This is a genomic window from Streptomyces sp. NPDC101219 (assembly GCF_044767675.1).
GTDB lineage: Bacteria > Actinomycetota > Actinomycetes > Streptomycetales > Streptomycetaceae > Streptomyces.
Map to the genome: position 1 here is coordinate 17789 of NZ_JBIWOK010000023.1, position 14967 is coordinate 32755.

17 protein-coding genes and 1 pseudogene are annotated in these 14967 nt (G+C 72.7%); 15 read left to right on the plus strand and 3 right to left on the minus strand.

From position 1 onward, the window contains the following. Nucleotides 1-4: 4 nt before the first annotated feature. From ACIRPP_RS30385 to ACIRPP_RS30445, 13 genes and pseudogenes are all read left to right on the plus strand, one after another. Complete coding sequence (locus ACIRPP_RS30385; protein WP_403649482.1) at nt 5-745, plus strand: ABC transporter ATP-binding protein; 741 nt, start codon at nt 5-7, stop codon at nt 743-745. After that, nucleotides 742-1509: an ABC transporter ATP-binding protein gene (locus ACIRPP_RS30390; RefSeq protein WP_403649485.1), complete on the plus strand. Its 768-nt coding sequence runs from the start codon at nt 742-744 to the stop codon at nt 1507-1509. Before ACIRPP_RS30385 ends, ACIRPP_RS30390 begins: the two co-directional genes overlap by 4 nt. After that, on the plus strand, nt 1509-2447 hold the full coding sequence (locus tag ACIRPP_RS30395) for a branched-chain amino acid ABC transporter permease (protein ID WP_403649488.1): 939 nt from the start codon (nt 1509-1511) through the stop codon (nt 2445-2447). Before ACIRPP_RS30390 ends, ACIRPP_RS30395 begins: the two co-directional genes overlap by 1 nt. Then, nucleotides 2444-3508 (plus strand): branched-chain amino acid ABC transporter permease, encoded by a 1065-nt coding sequence (locus ACIRPP_RS30400; RefSeq protein WP_403649491.1) that lies wholly within the window; start codon nt 2444-2446, stop codon nt 3506-3508. The genes ACIRPP_RS30395 and ACIRPP_RS30400 overlap by 4 nt, the downstream gene beginning before the upstream one ends. A gap of 98 nt (nt 3509-3606) precedes the next feature. Next, the gene (locus tag ACIRPP_RS30405) at nt 3607-4521 is read left to right on the plus strand and encodes an alpha/beta hydrolase (protein ID WP_403649494.1); all 915 of its coding nucleotides are present in this window, start codon (nt 3607-3609) and stop codon (nt 4519-4521) included. 409 nt (nt 4522-4930) lie between these two features. After that, nucleotides 4931-5382 (plus strand): annotated as a pseudogene (locus ACIRPP_RS30410) (VOC family protein). Nucleotides 5383-5572: 190 nt separating this feature from the next. Continuing rightward, entirely contained in the window at nt 5573-7237 is a 1665-nt protein-coding gene (locus ACIRPP_RS30415; protein ID WP_403649497.1) for an MFS transporter, read from the plus strand. A 27-nt stretch (nt 7238-7264) separates the two neighbouring features. Continuing rightward, nucleotides 7265-7798: a hypothetical protein gene (locus ACIRPP_RS30420; protein WP_403649501.1), complete on the plus strand. Its 534-nt coding sequence runs from the start codon at nt 7265-7267 to the stop codon at nt 7796-7798. A 156-nt stretch (nt 7799-7954) separates the two neighbouring features. Then, nucleotides 7955-8152 (plus strand): hypothetical protein, encoded by a 198-nt coding sequence (locus ACIRPP_RS30425; protein WP_403649503.1) that lies wholly within the window; start codon nt 7955-7957, stop codon nt 8150-8152. A gap of 196 nt (nt 8153-8348) precedes the next feature. Continuing rightward, nucleotides 8349-9032 (plus strand): HdeD family acid-resistance protein, encoded by a 684-nt coding sequence (locus ACIRPP_RS30430; protein WP_403649506.1) that lies wholly within the window; start codon nt 8349-8351, stop codon nt 9030-9032. Between the two features lie 203 nt (nt 9033-9235). Next, entirely contained in the window at nt 9236-9703 is a 468-nt protein-coding gene (locus ACIRPP_RS30435) for an SHOCT domain-containing protein (protein WP_403649509.1), read from the plus strand. A 49-nt stretch (nt 9704-9752) separates the two neighbouring features. Further along, nucleotides 9753-10241, plus strand: coding sequence for a hypothetical protein (locus tag ACIRPP_RS30440; protein ID WP_403649514.1), 489 nt, complete (start codon nt 9753-9755; stop codon nt 10239-10241). A gap of 80 nt (nt 10242-10321) precedes the next feature. Beyond that, nucleotides 10322-11713, plus strand: coding sequence for a diacylglycerol/lipid kinase family protein (locus ACIRPP_RS30445; protein ID WP_403649517.1), 1392 nt, complete (start codon nt 10322-10324; stop codon nt 11711-11713). 331 nt (nt 11714-12044) lie between these two features. Here the strand turns inward: ACIRPP_RS30445 and ACIRPP_RS30450 are convergent, their stop codons facing one another. Continuing rightward, nucleotides 12045-12419, minus strand: a complete 375-nt coding sequence (locus ACIRPP_RS30450) for a winged helix-turn-helix transcriptional regulator (protein ID WP_403649520.1) — start codon at nt 12417-12419, stop codon at nt 12045-12047. A gap of 77 nt (nt 12420-12496) precedes the next feature. Between ACIRPP_RS30450 and ACIRPP_RS30455 the strand changes: the two genes are divergently transcribed. Then, nucleotides 12497-12907: a RidA family protein gene (locus ACIRPP_RS30455; RefSeq protein WP_403649523.1), complete on the plus strand. Its 411-nt coding sequence runs from the start codon at nt 12497-12499 to the stop codon at nt 12905-12907. Between the two features lie 49 nt (nt 12908-12956). Here ACIRPP_RS30455 and ACIRPP_RS30460 read toward each other — a convergent pair whose 3' ends face one another. Then, a complete protein-coding gene (locus ACIRPP_RS30460; protein WP_403649633.1) occupies nt 12957-13388 on the minus strand; it encodes a VOC family protein in 432 nt (143 codons plus the stop codon). Nucleotides 13389-13817: 429 nt separating this feature from the next. Here ACIRPP_RS30460 and ACIRPP_RS30465 point away from each other — a divergent pair, with 429 nt between their 5' ends. Next, complete coding sequence (locus ACIRPP_RS30465; protein WP_403649526.1) at nt 13818-14138, plus strand: hypothetical protein; 321 nt, start codon at nt 13818-13820, stop codon at nt 14136-14138. 69 nt (nt 14139-14207) lie between these two features. On the opposite strand, the gene ACIRPP_RS30470 is transcribed toward ACIRPP_RS30465, so the two are convergent. Beyond that, the gene (locus ACIRPP_RS30470) at nt 14208-14852 is read right to left on the minus strand and encodes a GAP family protein (RefSeq protein ID WP_403649529.1); all 645 of its coding nucleotides are present in this window, start codon (nt 14850-14852) and stop codon (nt 14208-14210) included. Between the last annotated feature and the right edge of the window lie 115 nt (nt 14853-14967).

Genomic DNA, 14967 nt, shown 5'->3' on the forward strand with positions numbered 1-14967 from the left:
GTCCATGGCACCCGTACTGCAACTGGAGGACCTGAGCTGGTCCGTCGGCGGGGCCGACATCATCCGCGAGGTGTCGCTGGCCGTGGAGGAGGGTGAGCTCCTGGCCGTCATCGGCCCCAACGGCGCCGGCAAGACGTCGCTGTTCAACCTCGTCAGCGGCCTGACCCGGCCCACGGCGGGCCGTATCCGCCTCGACGGACGGGACATCTCCTCCCTGGCCCCGCACCGGCGTGCCGGGCGCGGTATCGGCCGGACCTTCCAGTCCTCCTCGGTGTTCGCGACCATGACGGTGGCCGAGCACGTCGAGCTGGCCGCGCGCTGCGCGGGCATCCGCCGTGTCACGTCCGCCGACGTGGCCGGTGTGCTGGCGCGGGTCCGGCTGGCCGGGCGGGGCCCCGACCTGGCGGCCGGGCTCTCGCACGGCGACAAGCGGAAGCTGGAACTGGCCATGCTCCTGGCCCCGACCTTCGCCCCCGGGCCCGACCGGGTGCGGCTGATGCTGCTGGACGAGCCGATGGCCGGCGTGGCCTCGGAGGAGACCGGCGAACTCACCGATCTCATCCGCAGCCTCCACCGCGAGGAGGGCCGCACCGTGCTCCTCGTGGAGCACCACATGGACGTCGTCCTGGGGCTCGCCGACCGGGTCGCCGTCATGCACCACGGCGGCCTGCTGGCCGCCGCCCCGCCCGACGAGGTCATGGCCAACTCCACCGTGCAGCAGGCCTACCTGGGAGACGCCCTGTGACCGCACCAGAATCCTCGACCGCGCCGTCGGCTCCGGTCCTGTCCGTCAGCGGCCTGAGCGTCGACATCACCGGTTCGCGCATCCTCACCGACGTCACCTTCGACGTGCCGGCCTCCGGTGTGACCGCCCTGCTGGGGCGCAACGGCGTGGGCAAGACCACCACCCTGCGGGCCGTGCTGGGGCTGCTCCCGGACGGCGGGCGCATCACCGCGGGACGGGTGACCTTCGCCGGTGACGACATCACCCACGAGGCCACCCACCGCACCGTCCGGCGGGGCATCGGCTACGCCCCGGAGGACCGCGGGATCTTCGCCCACCTGACCGTCGCCGAGAACCTCACCCTCGCCGAACGCCCGGGCAGTACCCACCACTACGACCTCGTCCACGACCTGTTCCCGGAGCTGGCCGCCCGCCGCGCCCAGCGCGCCGGGACGCTGTCCGGCGGTCAGCAGCAGATGGTCGCCCTGGCGCGGACGCTGCTCAACGACAACACCCTCGTCGTCGTCGACGAACCGACCAAGGGGCTCGCACCCCGCGTCGTCACCGAAACGGCCGAGGTCCTCGAGCGCGCCGCGGAACGCGTCCCGCTGCTGCTCGTGGAGCAGAACCTGGCCGTGGTGCGCCGCCTCGCCCGCAACGCCGTCGTCCTGGACGCCGGCCGGGTGGTGCACACGGGCGACGCGCACGACCTGCTCACGGACACCGAACGCACGACAGCGCTGCTGGGCGTCGGCCGTCACACCAGCACCTCCGGAGCCGCCTGATGGACACCCTCGTCCTGCTCACCCTCACCGGACTCGGCCTGGGGGCCCTGTACTTCCTCATCGCCTCCGGACTCGCCCTGATCTTCGGGCTGATGGACGTCCTGAACTTCGCCCACGGCGCGTTCCTGACCGTCGCCGTCTACACGGCCTGGCTCACCGCGGACGCCGTCGGCGGCGTCCCGGGGCTGCTGCTGGCCGCGGTCGTCGGCACCGCGACCGGCCTGGGGCTCGCGGTGGTGGTGGAACTGGTCCTCATCAGGCGGCTGTACGGGCGGGTGAAGGAGCAGATCCTCGTCACCGTCGGCCTGTCGCTGGCCCTTCCGGCACTGGTGCAGACCGTGTGGGGGGCGGACGCCCGGCCCTTCCCCGTCCCCGACGCCCTGACCGGCACGGTCGGGATCCTCGGGGCCCGGGTGCCCGTCAACCGCTTCGTGCTCATCGCCGTCGCCGTCGTCGTCCTGATCGGTGTGCGCCTGTTCATGGCCCGCACCCGCTACGGTCTCATCGTCCGGGCCGGTGTCGAGGACCGTGCCATGGTCACCGCCCTGGGCATCGACGTCACCCGTGCCTTCACCCTCGTCTTCGCGCTCGGCGGGGCGCTGGCCGGTCTCGCCGGTGTCCTCGGCGGCCTCTACTTCGGCTCCCTCTCCCCGCACCAGGGGACCTCGCTGCTGGTGTTCGCGTTCGTCGTCGTCATCATCGGCGGCCTGTACTCCATCACCAACGTCGCCGTCGCCGCGCTGACCGTCGGGCTGGTGCAGCAGTACGCCAACTACTACGCCGGCGGTTACGGAGACCTCGCCGTCGTCGTCCTGCTGGCGGCCGTCGTCCTGACCCGCCCCGCCGCCACCGGCCCCACCGTACTGCAGCGTCTGCGCCGCCTCCTGGCCGCCCAACGCACCACCCGTACCGCCAGCACCGCAGGAGGCACGGCATGACCGCCACCCGCACCCCCCGTACCGCACCCGCCGCCCCGCCCGCGGCGAAGCCGGCCGCAGCCTCCTCGCCCGGCGGGCCGCTGCGACGCCTGCGGCCCCTCACCCTGCCGGCCGCCGTCCTGCTGGTGCTGGCGCTGCTGCCCTACTCGTCGCTGTCCATCCCGTTCCTGCTCGACGGGCCCGTCAACTCCCCCGGTTCCCTGCAGCTGTTCGCGCTGTGCCTCGTCTTCGCCGGCCTCGCCGCCGGCTACGACCTGATGTTCGGGCGCACCGGCCTGCTCTCCTTCGGCCACGCCCTCTACATCGCCGGCGGCGCCTACGGCACGCAGCTCGCCATGACCGAGCTCAGCCTCGGCCTGGTGCCCGCCGCCCTGCTCACCCTCGTCCTCGGCACCTGCGCCGCCGTCGTCCTCGGCGCGATCTCCCTGCGCACCCTCGCGCTGGGCGGCGTCGGCTTCGCCATGGTGACGCTCGCCTTCGCGCAGGCCGGCGCCATCTGGGTGGAACGCAACCCCGGCGGCCTCACCGGCGGTGAGGAGGGCCTGCCGCTGTACGTCGACGCGGTTCCGGCCGCCCTGACCGGCGTCGCCAACACCGCCAACCTCTACTGGCTCGCCCTCGGTTACCTCGTCCTGGTCACCGCGATCGTGTGGACGGCCACCAGCCGCCCCACGGGCCGCATCTGGCAGGCCATCCGGGACAACGAGCAGCGCGTGGGCGTCCTCGGCCGCAACCCCTACACGCACAAGCTGGCCGCGTTCACCCTCGCCTCCGCGCTCGCCGTGCTCGGCGGCACCGTCCACCTGCTGGTCACCGCCGGGGCCACCCCTCACACCAGCACCCCCGAGTTCACCCTCACGCTCCTCGTGATGGCCGTCCTCGGCGGCAGCGGAACCCGCTGGGGGCCGCTGATCGGCGGTGTGCTCTTCACCTACCTCGACCAGCGTCTCGGCGGGCTGCACCTGGGCATCGAGCCCATGCTCATCCTGGGCACCCTGTTCGTCGTCACCGTGTACATCGCTCCCGGCGGGCTGGCCAACCTCCGCCGCAGGAAGCAGTGACGGCACCGACCAGCGACCACGACGGGGCCGGCCGCGGGCGGGATGTCACCGTCCCGGCCGCCGGCGGCCCCACCGAACCTCCGGCGCGGAAAGCAGCCATGACACACACCCACCCCACCTTCCGTCCCGTCCGCGAACGGCGGACCCTCACCGTGCCGGCCGACGGCGGCCACCTCGCCGTCAGCCACTGGCCCGGCTCCGGGCCGCCCGTCATCGCCCTGCACGGCATCACCGCCAACTCCCTGGCCTTCACCGCCCTCGCCGACGCCCTCCCCCACCTGGACCTCCACGCCCCCGACCTGCGCGGCCGCGCCGACAGCGCGGGCCTGCCGGGCCCCTACGGGCTGGCCGCGCACGTGGCGGACACCGTCGGTCTCCTGAACCACCTGGGCCGCCGGCAGGCCGTCCTCATCGGGCACTCCATGGGCGCCTTCGTCGCCGCCCTCGCCGCCGCCCGCCATCCCGATCGCTTCCCGCACGTCGTGCTCGTCGACGGCGGCCTCGCGTTCCCCGCGCCCCCCGGCACCGACATCGACCAGCTCCTCCAGGCCGTCATCGGTCCCGCCATGGATCGCCTCCGCATGACCTTCGAAACCCGCGAGGCCTACCAGGCGTACTTCCGCGCCCATCCCGCGCTCGCCCCGCACTGGAACGCCCATCTGGCCGCCTACGTCGACCACGACCTCACCGGCACGGCCCCGAACCTGCGCAGCAGCTGCGTCCTCGACGCCGTCCGCGCCGACGGCACGGACATCCTCACCGACCCCGAGACGCACGCCGCGCTCCACCGACGCCAGGTCCGCGCCACGTTCTTCCACGCCGAACGCGGGCTGCTCGACGAGCCGCGGGCCCTCTACACCCCCGACCAGATCACCACCGCCCACCTCGACCCCACCCGCGTCACCACCCACCGCATCCCCGGGACCAACCACTACAGCATCCTCCACTCCCCCACCCCACACACCGTCGACACCATCCGGGCGGTCCTCGACGACACCGTTCTCCAAGACTGACCTTCGGCCCGGACCGGAAGGGACCGGACTGGGCCGGGCCGGGGGGCGGGCGGCCTTCTCGGCGGGGTGGAGGAGTGCCGGCTTCCGCTGCGTCACGCCGCCCCGCGACGCGGGCACGTGGCCCGCGGGGCCCCACCCACCCCGGAGGTACGGGCCCCCGCGGCGGCCTCAGGCCGAAGCCGGCTTTCGGGCGCCGTCGACGGCCGCCCGGCGGGAGGCGGCTGCTGCGAAGTCCTTGAACTGCGCGAGCCGGCGGACGTGCGCGGGCGCGACCGGGATTCTCGGCACGCAGACGTAGGACCAGCGCCCGATGGCACGCGGTGACGCGATCCCTAAGCTCGCTCCCACCCACAGCGCCGCACGCCGTCGCGGGTGCTCAACAGGCCCGCCCCCTCAGGAGGAACACCCCATGCCGGCTGACGCCGCAGCACACATCCGCATCGCCCGGCCCTCACGCGACCTCCGGGCAGCGGAACGTTTCTGGGTCTTCGGCCTCGGCTTCGACATCCTGTACCGGCACGCCGCGGACGGCACGCCGGGAGACGCCTCGCTGCTCATGGCCGGCTGGCCCGACGCCGGCTGGCACCTCGAACTCGTCCACGACCCGGCGGCTCCCGTCGAGCCGCGGCCGACCCCCGAAGACCTCCTGGTCGTCTACCTCGGGGCGAACCGGTACCCGACTCCCTGGTCGACAGGCTGGAGCAGCACGGCGGCAAGCGGGTGCCCGCGCACAACCCGTACTGGGACACCTGGGGTGTGACGATCCAGGACCCCGACGGCTACCTGCTCGTGCTGTCCACGCGGGACTGGTCCAACGCGTGGACACGGCGGGCGACCGGCCTGTCGGCAGCCACGCCCTGAGCACGGCGACAGGATCGGACGCGCCCGGCGGGGATGCCTGTCCGTTCAGCGGCGCGGCCCTTCCCCCGTGGCGGGTGAGGCGGGGTGCCCGTCGTTCGGATGCCGTGGGAGGAAGCGGTGGTGTGCGGGCCGGGCCGGTGACCGGCCGTGGGGCGTACTGCTGCGACACGGCGAGGTCGAGGTGGACGGCGTGAAGCACTGGCGGGCACTGATCGTCCTCGGCACGGCCCAGTTCCTGATGGTCCTGGACACCTCCGTCATGAACGTGTCCATCAGTCAGCTGGTCGACGACTTCGACACCGAGGTCACCGCCATCCAGGCCGTCATCACCCTGTACGCGCTGGTCATGGCCAGTTTCATGCTCATCGGGGGCAGGTTCGGGGACATCCTGGGGCGGCGGCGCATGTTCCTGCTCGGACTGGTCGTCTACGGCGTCGGGTCGGCCCTGACCGCCGTGGCGCCCTCCTTGTGGGTGCTCACCCTGGGCTGGTCGGTGATCGAGGGGCTGGGGGCGGCGATGGTGCTGCCGGCCATGGCAGCGCTGGTCGCGGAGGCGTACCGCGGTCGGGACCGGGCCGTCGCGTACGCGGTCATCGGCGGGCTCGCCGGGGCCGGGATCGCGGTGGGCCCGTTGCTGGGCGGCTGGGTGACGACGTACCTGACCTGGCGGTTGGTCTTCGCCGGGGAGGTCGTCGTCGTGGTGGCGGTGCTGCTGTGCCGCCGGGTGATCGCAACGCCCGCCGCGACGGGCGCACGGCCGCGGCTGGACGGAGTGGGGGCGGTACTGTCCGCCGTCGGGCTGGGGCTGGGCGTGCTCGGGGTGCTGCAGAGCAGCACCTGGGGGTGGGTGCAGCCGCGCAATCCGCCGTTCACCGTCCTGGGCTTCGCGCCGACCTTGTTCGTCGTCGGTGCCGGGGCGGTCGTGCTGGCCGCCTTCCGGTCCTGGGAGCGGCGGCGGGAGGGCGGAGGTGTCGACCCGCTGGTGCACCTGTCACTGCTGGGCCGGCCCGTGCTGCGGTCCGGTCTGATGGCGCTGCTCAGCCAGAATCTCATTCTGCTGGGACTGTTCTTCACGATCCCCCTGTATCTGCAGGCGGTACAGGGCTTCGACGCGTTCGAGACCGGGCTGCGCCTGCTGCCGGTGTCCGTGACCATGTTCGTCACGTCCCTGTCCGCCTCCTCGCTGGGACGCACCCTGGGGCCGCGGCGGGTCGTGCGGCTCGCACTGCTGATCCTGGCGGCGGCCATCGTGTGGCTGCTGGCGACCATCGACCCGGCTATCGACGACGCCCAGTTCGCCGGGGCCATGGCGGTGCTGGGCGTGGGGATCGGTCTGCTCGCCTCCCAGCTCGGCAACGTCATCCAGTCCGCTGTCGGGGAGGAGGAGCGCAGTGAGGCGGGAGGGTTGCAGTTCACGGCCCAGAATCTGGGTTCCGCGCTGGGCACCGCCCTCATCGGATCGATCCTCATCGGCGCGCTGGCCCATGCCGCCACCACGCAGGTGACGGACAACCCCAGGCTGTCCGAGGCCACGAGGGACGAGGTCGGTGTCGCGCTGCAGGCGGGCATCAGTTTCGTCCCCACCGATCAGGTGCGGACGGCAGCGGAGCGGGCCGGCCTTCCCCCGTCCGAGGTCGACGCGCTGGCGGACTCCTACGCCTCCGCGCAGCTGGACGGTCTGAAGGCGGCCGTCCTGGCCACCGGCGGCATCGTCCTCGCCAGTTTCCTGGTCACCCACCACCTGCCCACCGCCGCCCGAAGCAGCCGCGGGAGGCAGCCGGCCGAGTCGGCGACGACGGGAGCGGACGGGGCTGCCGGGTCGGCCGGCACGGGCGCCGGCGGATCCGCAGGCTGAGCAGGCGGGAGCCGGAGGGAGTCATCCGTGGGCAGGACCAGAGCTGCGACCGGCTCGGGGGCAAGCCGCGGGACGAGCCGTGCGGGGCAGCGGGCCCGGGCGGACTACACGGGCGGTGTCTACGGCTCCATGCTCGCGGCGTCCGTGGTGACCGGCGCGGGTTCCCTGGGCGACTTCCCCCGCGTCGAGCTGGTGCTGCTGCTGTTGCTCACCGGGGTGGCGTTCTGGGTCGCGCACGTCCACGCCCATCTGTTCGGGGCGCGCCTGGCGCAACAGGCCCTGGACCGCCGGGTCGTGCTGAGCGTCTGCCGGGACGAGTGGCCGATCGTCAAGGCCACCGTCCCGCCGGCCGCCGCGGTGGCCGTCAGCCCGCTGCTGGGGCTGGACGTGCGGGGTGCCCTCTGGCTGGCGGTGTGCGTCGCCGTGGCCGGTCAGGTGGGCTGGTCGGTGGCGGCGGCACGGCGGGCGGGTGCCTCACCGCGGCTCATGGCCGCCACGGCGTCGATCAACCTGCTGCTCGGCCTGCTGATCATCTCGTTCAAGATCTTCCTGAAGCATTGATGCCCGGCATCCCCCGGCCGGGCGCCGATCCCTCTCCCCTGCCGGTCACCTGTGCCGGGTGAGGCCGTGCCGAGCGGCCGGGCGGACCATCGCAGGTGGACGTACAGGTGACGAGCTCGTCCACCGGTCCGCGGCCGTCCACGGAAGGGCAGTTGCGTGCGCTACGAGATACGGGTCGAGGGACACGTGTCGGAGCCGCTGGCCCGGGCGTTCCCGGAGCTGGGCCACGTGGTGATGGCGGGGCAGACCGTGCTGTTCGGCCCCGTGGAGGACGCGGCGCACCTGTACGGGCTGCTCGCCCGCTGTCAGTCACTGGGACTCCGGGTCGTGGAGATACGCCAACTGCCGGAGTGACACGGGCAGGGGCGGTCCTTGGACGGCGCTGCCCGGGTCACTCACCCGTGGTGGGTGAGCCGGTCGCGCGACGGGGGGCGTGACGCTGGAGCCGTCGGGGGGAGCGGTCGGGTGCTTCCCCCGCCGGCGTCGCCGTCCGCTCGGGATCCGCGCGTGAGCGACGGCGTCGGGCGGGGGTGCGACGCGAGGAGGAATCATGACCGTGCCGCGTGGGGGCCGCCAGACTTCGCCCTCCGCACCGGGGGCAGGAATCGGCGGGACCGCCCCGGGGCCGGGTGCGGTGCCGGGTGACTCCGCCTACCTGCTCGCGCGGGTGGGCCGTTCCTGGACCTGGCTCATGGGGTCCGCCGTCACCACGCTCGTGCCCGGCCTGCTCGTGCTGGTGTGGCCGGAGGCGACCCTGCACGTCCTGGCGGTGCTCATCGGTCTCTACCTGCTCGTCACCGGGGCGTTCCGGTTCGTGGCCGTCTTCGCGCGGGAGGGGCACGAACGGCTGCCGGGGCTGCTCCTGGCCGTGCTGTACGTCCTGGCCGGTGTGCTGTGCCTGCGGAACCCGTTGCAGACGATCGCCGCACTCTCGCTGATCGTCGGAGTCGTCTGGCTCGTGTCGGGCCTGCTCACCCTGTACACGGCGATCGCCGCGGAGGAGCTGCCGCACCGGGGCGTCGTGGTGGTCGTCGCCGTGCTCGGCATCGTCGCGGGGATCGTGGTGCTCGCCCTGCCGGCCGAGTCGGCCCGGGCCCTGACCCGGCTGCTCGGCCTGTGGCTCGTCCTCCTCGGTCTGGCCGAGGCCGCGGTCGCCCTCGCCTGGCGGGCCGCCCTCCGCAGAGCCGTGCCCCCGGTGCCCTCCTCGCCCTCCTCCAGCGCTCCGGCGGCCTGACGCGGGGCTGCCGGGGGGTGCGGAAAGGTTCCTTGCGCTGCCGTCACCGCACCACCGCACGGTGGGTTCGGACCCCCGGCCGTCGCCGCCCCCGGCCCACGGCCTCACCCGCTTCGGGTGAGGCCACCCGGCACTTGCCGTGCCCACGCTGAGGACAGCACGCGGAGGGCGCCCTGGCGGACGCCCCTGGACGGAGGAGAGAGATGAGCGCGCAGACGACGTACCTGGCGTACGACTACCCCCTGCTGAGCGTCTTCTGGAGCATGCTCCTGTTCTTCCTGTGGATCATGTGGTTCGTCCTGCTGTTCCGCGTCGTCGTCGACATCTTCCGCGACGACGACCTGAGCGGCGGGGGGAAGGCGGGCTGGCTGGTGTTCACCATCCTGCTGCCGTTCCTCGGCGTGTTCGTCTACGTGGTCGCCCGCGGGAAGAACATGGGCCGCCGGGAGATGAAGCAGGCGCGCACGCAGCAGGAGGAGTTCGACGCCTACATCAGGCAGGCCGCCGCCGGTGGCCGGACCAGCAGCGTGGACGAACTGGCGAAGCTGTCCGAGATCCGCTCCCGCGGTGACATCACCGACGAGGAGTTCCGCCGGGCGAAGGACCTGGTCCTGGCCGGCCACGGTCCGGCGGAACCGTCGGGCAGCACCACGCGGGCCTCCGGTCACTGACGATCCGGCCCCGCGGAACACATCCGCCGCACAGAAATCGAGGCGCACGATGTCCGCCACACACACCCGGCCGACTCCCACGGCGAAGCAGGAGTGGGCGACCGGACTCACGGCCTTCGCTGCCGTGATGCTCTTCCTCGTCGGCCTGCTCGACCTCTTCCGGGGCGTCATGGCCATCGCCGAGGACGACATCTTCGTCACCACGCGCAACTACGTCTTCGAGTTCGACCTGACCGGCTGGGGCTGGATCCACCTGGCGCTCGGCGTCGTCGGCGTGATCGTCAGCATCGGGCTGCTCCAGACCGCGACCTGGGCGCGGGTCTCCGGGGTCGTCATCGCCGGATTCGTCATCATCGCCAATTTCCTTTCCCTGCCGTACTACCCGGTGTGGTCGATCGTGCTGATCACCATTTCGGGCTTCATCATCTGGGCCCTGTGCGTGGTCCCGCGCGGCACCCTCGACAGCCTGAGCGAGGGCCGTCCGGCCTCGGAGGAGGACCGTCCCCTCTTCCAGGGGTCTCCGACCCATCGGGCATGAGGTCGCGCCGGCGCGGGGGTGACGTGGCAGCACGACGGCACGTCATCCGGCAGGAGCCCCGGGCGGAACCAGCCGCGAGGATGCGGAGAAGGGGCGGCGGCCGGACCGCGCAGGGCGCGGACGCCGTGCGGCCCGGGAAGCCCGGGGCAGCCCCGGTCGTCCCCGGGCCCGGGGTCTGGCGGGCACGCCTCGCTCTGCTCGCTCTGGCGGCGAGCGTGGCGGTGCCGCTCGCCGCGGCCGGGCTGCGGAGCGTGCTGTGGGTGCTCGTCGGTATCGCCGGACTGGCGCTCGCGGCGGTGGGGGTGTGGTGGGTCCTGGCCCACTCCGGTGTGCTGCGGGTTCTCGGAGCCGTGCTGTCCGTTGTCGCGCCGGTCACCGTGCTCACCCTGTACGCGGTCTCCGGCATGCTCGGGCCGGCCCTGGTCGCCGTCGCCCTGTGGGCGCTCGCCGTCACGGCGGCCCGTACGGCACTCGGCCCCGGCATCCACGACCCGTCCGGCCGCCTCGGGCAGTCCGGGCGGGTGGTGGTGGAGGCGCCCCGCCACGCCTGGGTGCTCATGAACCCCTGGTCCGGCGGCGGCAAGGTGGACCGCTTCCACCTGGTCGACCGGGCCCGCGCGGCCGGCTGCCACGTGGTCCTGCTCGACGGCCGCCAGGATGTCACAGAGCTGGCCCGCCGGGCGGTCACCGAGGGCGCGGACCTGCTGGCGGTCGCGGGCGGCGACGGCACGCAGGCGCTGGTCGCCGAGGTCGCGGCGCGCAATGATCTGCCCTTCCTGGTCATCCCCGCCGGCACCCGCAACCACTTCGCGCTCGACCTCGGCCTCGACCGTGACGATCCGGCAGCGGCACTGAAAGGGCTCACCGACGGCGTGGAACTGCGCGTCGACCTCGGCTACGCGGCAGACCGGGTCTTCGTCAACAACGTCTCGTTCGGCGCGTACGGGTTCGTCGTCACCGACCCGGCGTACCGGGAGGCCAAATCCCGGACGACCCTGCGCACCCTGCCCGGTCTTCTCACCGGCGATGGGGCGCCGACTCTGCGGGCGCGGGCCGACGGGGTGTCCGTGGACGGGCTCCGGGCCCTTCTCGTCAGCAACAACCCTTACGGGCGCGTCGTCGACGCGGCCCGTCCGGGGCGCCGCGAACGCCTGGACTCGGGTCTCCCCGGGGTGGTGTGCGTACGGGTCGGCAACACCGCCCAGGCCGCCCGGCTGGTGCGCGGCGCCCGATCCGGAGGGCTCGTGCGGGTGAACGCCGGAGAGGTCGTCGTCGAAGGGGACACGGCCACCCTTCCGGTCGGCATCGACGGGGAGCACGTCGAACTGCCCTCGCCGGTGGTGTGCCGCAGTGCCCCCGGCGCGCTGCGGGTCCGGGTGCCGCGCCGCCGCCCGGGTGCCCGGACACCGGCCGGGGCGACGGCCGACTGGCCGCGGGTGGCACGACTGGCGTGGGGCCGTACGGCTGAGTGAACGGCGGCCTCGGTCGGCGCGCTCAGCCCCGGGCCGGGTACGGGATCCGGCGTGCCCCGGCCAGGTGGGCGGCGAGTTGGTCGCGTGTCTGGTGGGCGTGCGAGATCCAGGCGGGCCGGCCGGGGCGCTGCGCCAGGACCGCTACGGCCCCCTTCCGTGGTGACGCCGAGCGGACGGCGTCGCCGGTTCGCGTCAGCGGTTCGTTCCCGGCCATGGGCGCTCGCGACGCCGGCGTTGCACGACTCGTCCGACCTGCTGCGGCAGTTGGGTGCCTGATACGTCTCACGGTCGGCAGCCACGCGTGAGGCGGACGGGGAGGCCGGCGGGGCCGTCAGGCGTTCGCCTCCTCCTCCCGTCCGTCGAATGCCTCGCGTGCGCTCGCGATGGCGGGCATGTTCTCGGCGGCCCAGGCCAGCAGCACGTCGACGGGGTGGCGCAGTGTCTTGCCGAGCGGCGTGATCCGGTATCTGACGGCGACCGGCCGGGTGGAGACGACCTCGCGTTCGACCACGCCGTTACGTTCGAGTCTCCGGAGCGTCGCGGTCAGCGACTTCTGCGTGACCTGAGGGATGGCCCGGCGCAACTCGTTGAAGCGGCACGGGCGTTCGCACAGTTCGTTGAGGACACTCAGCGACCACTTGTCGAGGATCTGGTCGAGCAGTTCCCGGTGCGGAGCCTCGATGCGGAGTCCGGCGTCGGTATCCATGGCGAAACCTGGTCTCGTTGAAGTGTCCTTTTCCTACTAGGTAGCTTACAGATACCTGAAACGGAAGAGGGAAGACCATGAGCGTTCAGCACTTCACCCCGGCCGGCATGCTGCAGCCGACCCCGTACCACCACGTCGCTGTCGGCACGGGAACGAAGCACGTGCACGTCAGCGGCCAGGTCGCCCGCCGGGCCGACGGGGCGCCGGTCACACCGGGCGATCTGGCCGGTCAGGTCGCCCACGCACTGCGCAACACGTCGGTCGGCCTGGCGGGCGCGGGGGCGTCCTTCGCGGACGTGCTCCGCCTGACGTTCTACGTGACCCGGTGGAGCCCGGAGAAGACCGGCGACTTCATGGCCGGGGTGGAGTCCGTCGCCGAGGAGATCGGTCTTCGTCTCCCCATGCCTCCGGCCTCGCTCATCGGCGTCGAGTACCTCTTCGAGCCGGACGTGCTCGTGGAGGTCGAGGCGACCGCGCTCCTCGACTGAGGCAGGCGGGTGCCCGTGGGCCGTCCCGGGAGCATTCCCTTCCCGGGGGTCAGCCGATCTCTTGGGCCAGGGACACGATGATGCCCGACGGGCCGCGCAGGTTGCAGAGGCGGCAGGCGTTCTCGTACTCCGCGACGTCACCGAGGAGTTCCGCCCCGTGGCGGCGCAGGCGGGTGATCGTGTCGTCGATGTCGTCGATGTCGTCGACGGCGAACATGACACGGTGCAGGCCCAGGGTGTTCGGCGGCGGCGGGTCGAGCGGTCCGCCGACGGTCGCCTCCGGGTCGTGGAACTGCGTCAGCTCCAGCTTGCCGTGGCCGTCCGGGGTGCGCATCATCGCGATGGAGCTGCGGGCCCCGTCGAAGCCGCCCAGGATCCGGTCCGCCACGGCGCCCTCGATCTGCGCCTCACCCTCCAGTTCCATGCCGAGTTCGGTGAAGAAGGCGACGGCGGCCTCCAGGTGGTCGACGACGATCCCCACGTTGTCCCTCCGCCTGTGTTCGGTCCCCGCTTCCGTGCGGACGGTGAACTCCCACTCGTCGTGCGGCACCACCGGGGTGGGGCCGGCGGAGAGCACGGGGAATCCGGTGGTCTCGTACTGCCCCGGCGGGAGTGTGTGCCGGGTGTCCCGCGCCCGGCCGTGGAACCCCCGGGAAACGATGGACTTGTCGGGCCCCCTTCTGCAGAGCGGGCGGCTTCCATTTTTCAGCAGATGCCGCGGCGGAGCATCTCGGCCGGAGGAGACGCCGGGACGTATCGCCGCCGGCCCTCCAACCACGGCCGTACGGTGCGCTACCGCCCCGGTTTACCGCGCTCTCACACCGGCGTGCGATGCCCGCGGCCCCTGTGGTCCGTAACTTCGTTGGCGACCACAACCCGTGCACACGGCACGGGGCAGAAGGGGGTACACATGCTCAGGAAGCAGGGCACGACCATCCTCGGCGCGACGGCTCTCGTGCTGGCGGGTGTCGTCAGCGGGGCCGCTCCGGCGCAGGCCGCTCCGGTGCAGATCACGGCGGGCGGTACCGCTCCGGCGTGCATCCAGCGCAGTGTCGTGAACAACCCCGACGGGGGCATGCAGGCATGGCTGCACAACAAGTGCGGCAAGACGATGCGGGTCAAGGTCGTCGTCAAGAACTGGCGTGACACGTCCTGCAAGTCCATCAAGAACAAGCAGAGCGCGTACTTCCGTACCGTCGGCGGCCGCTACGACCGGACCGCCGTCTGCTGATCCGTCTCCGTCGCACCGGTGAGCGGTGGCCCGGCGTGACGTGCCGGGCCACCGCCTCCCTGCCACACGTCACGTCACGAGGTCGTAGATGCTGCGGGCCACCAGGTACAGGCCGGCCAGCAGGGAGAGCGTGACGATCAGCGATTCCTGATGGCGGTCCATCCAGCCGCGCAGCGCCTGCAGGCGGGCGCCGGCGGCTTCGGGCGACCGGAGGGCGTACGCCTCCATGACGATGAGGCTGAGGGTGGCGATCAGGCAGTAGCAGGCCAGGGCGAACCAGTCGGCGACGGTGGAGAGGTCCGCGTCGACAGCGGTGGCGGCGCCTGCGGCGACCAGCGCCCAGGGTTGCAGCATCCACGCCAGGCCGGCGGCCACGGCCGGAGAGGCGTCGTCGATGCGGGCGGCCCAGCGGGGCGGCCGGCGCGGATGGGCCGGCCGACGGTGCCGGAGGGCGCCGTACACCACCAGCGCCAGGCCGATGGCCAGCTTCACCGCCACGGCGGCGGTCGAGGGCGCACTGTGATGCACGAGCTGCCTGCCGCCGGTCAGCAGCACCACGCAGACGATGACCGCGATCAGGTTGGCCAGCCACGACAGCAGGAACGCCATGCCCTGGCGCACGCCGTTCCGCGCGGAGAGCAGCAGGATGAAGGCGCTGTTGTGCAGGGGCCCCGCAGTGATGGCTGCACCGATCACCAGAAGATCGAGGACCATCGGATCTGTCGCTCCCGGTCGGTCGGGCCGCCCGGGCCCGTGGCGGACGGGCCGGCCGGCGGCGCGGGCGGCTCGGAACGCGGGGACGCGGGTCCGCGCGCGAACCGTACCCGTG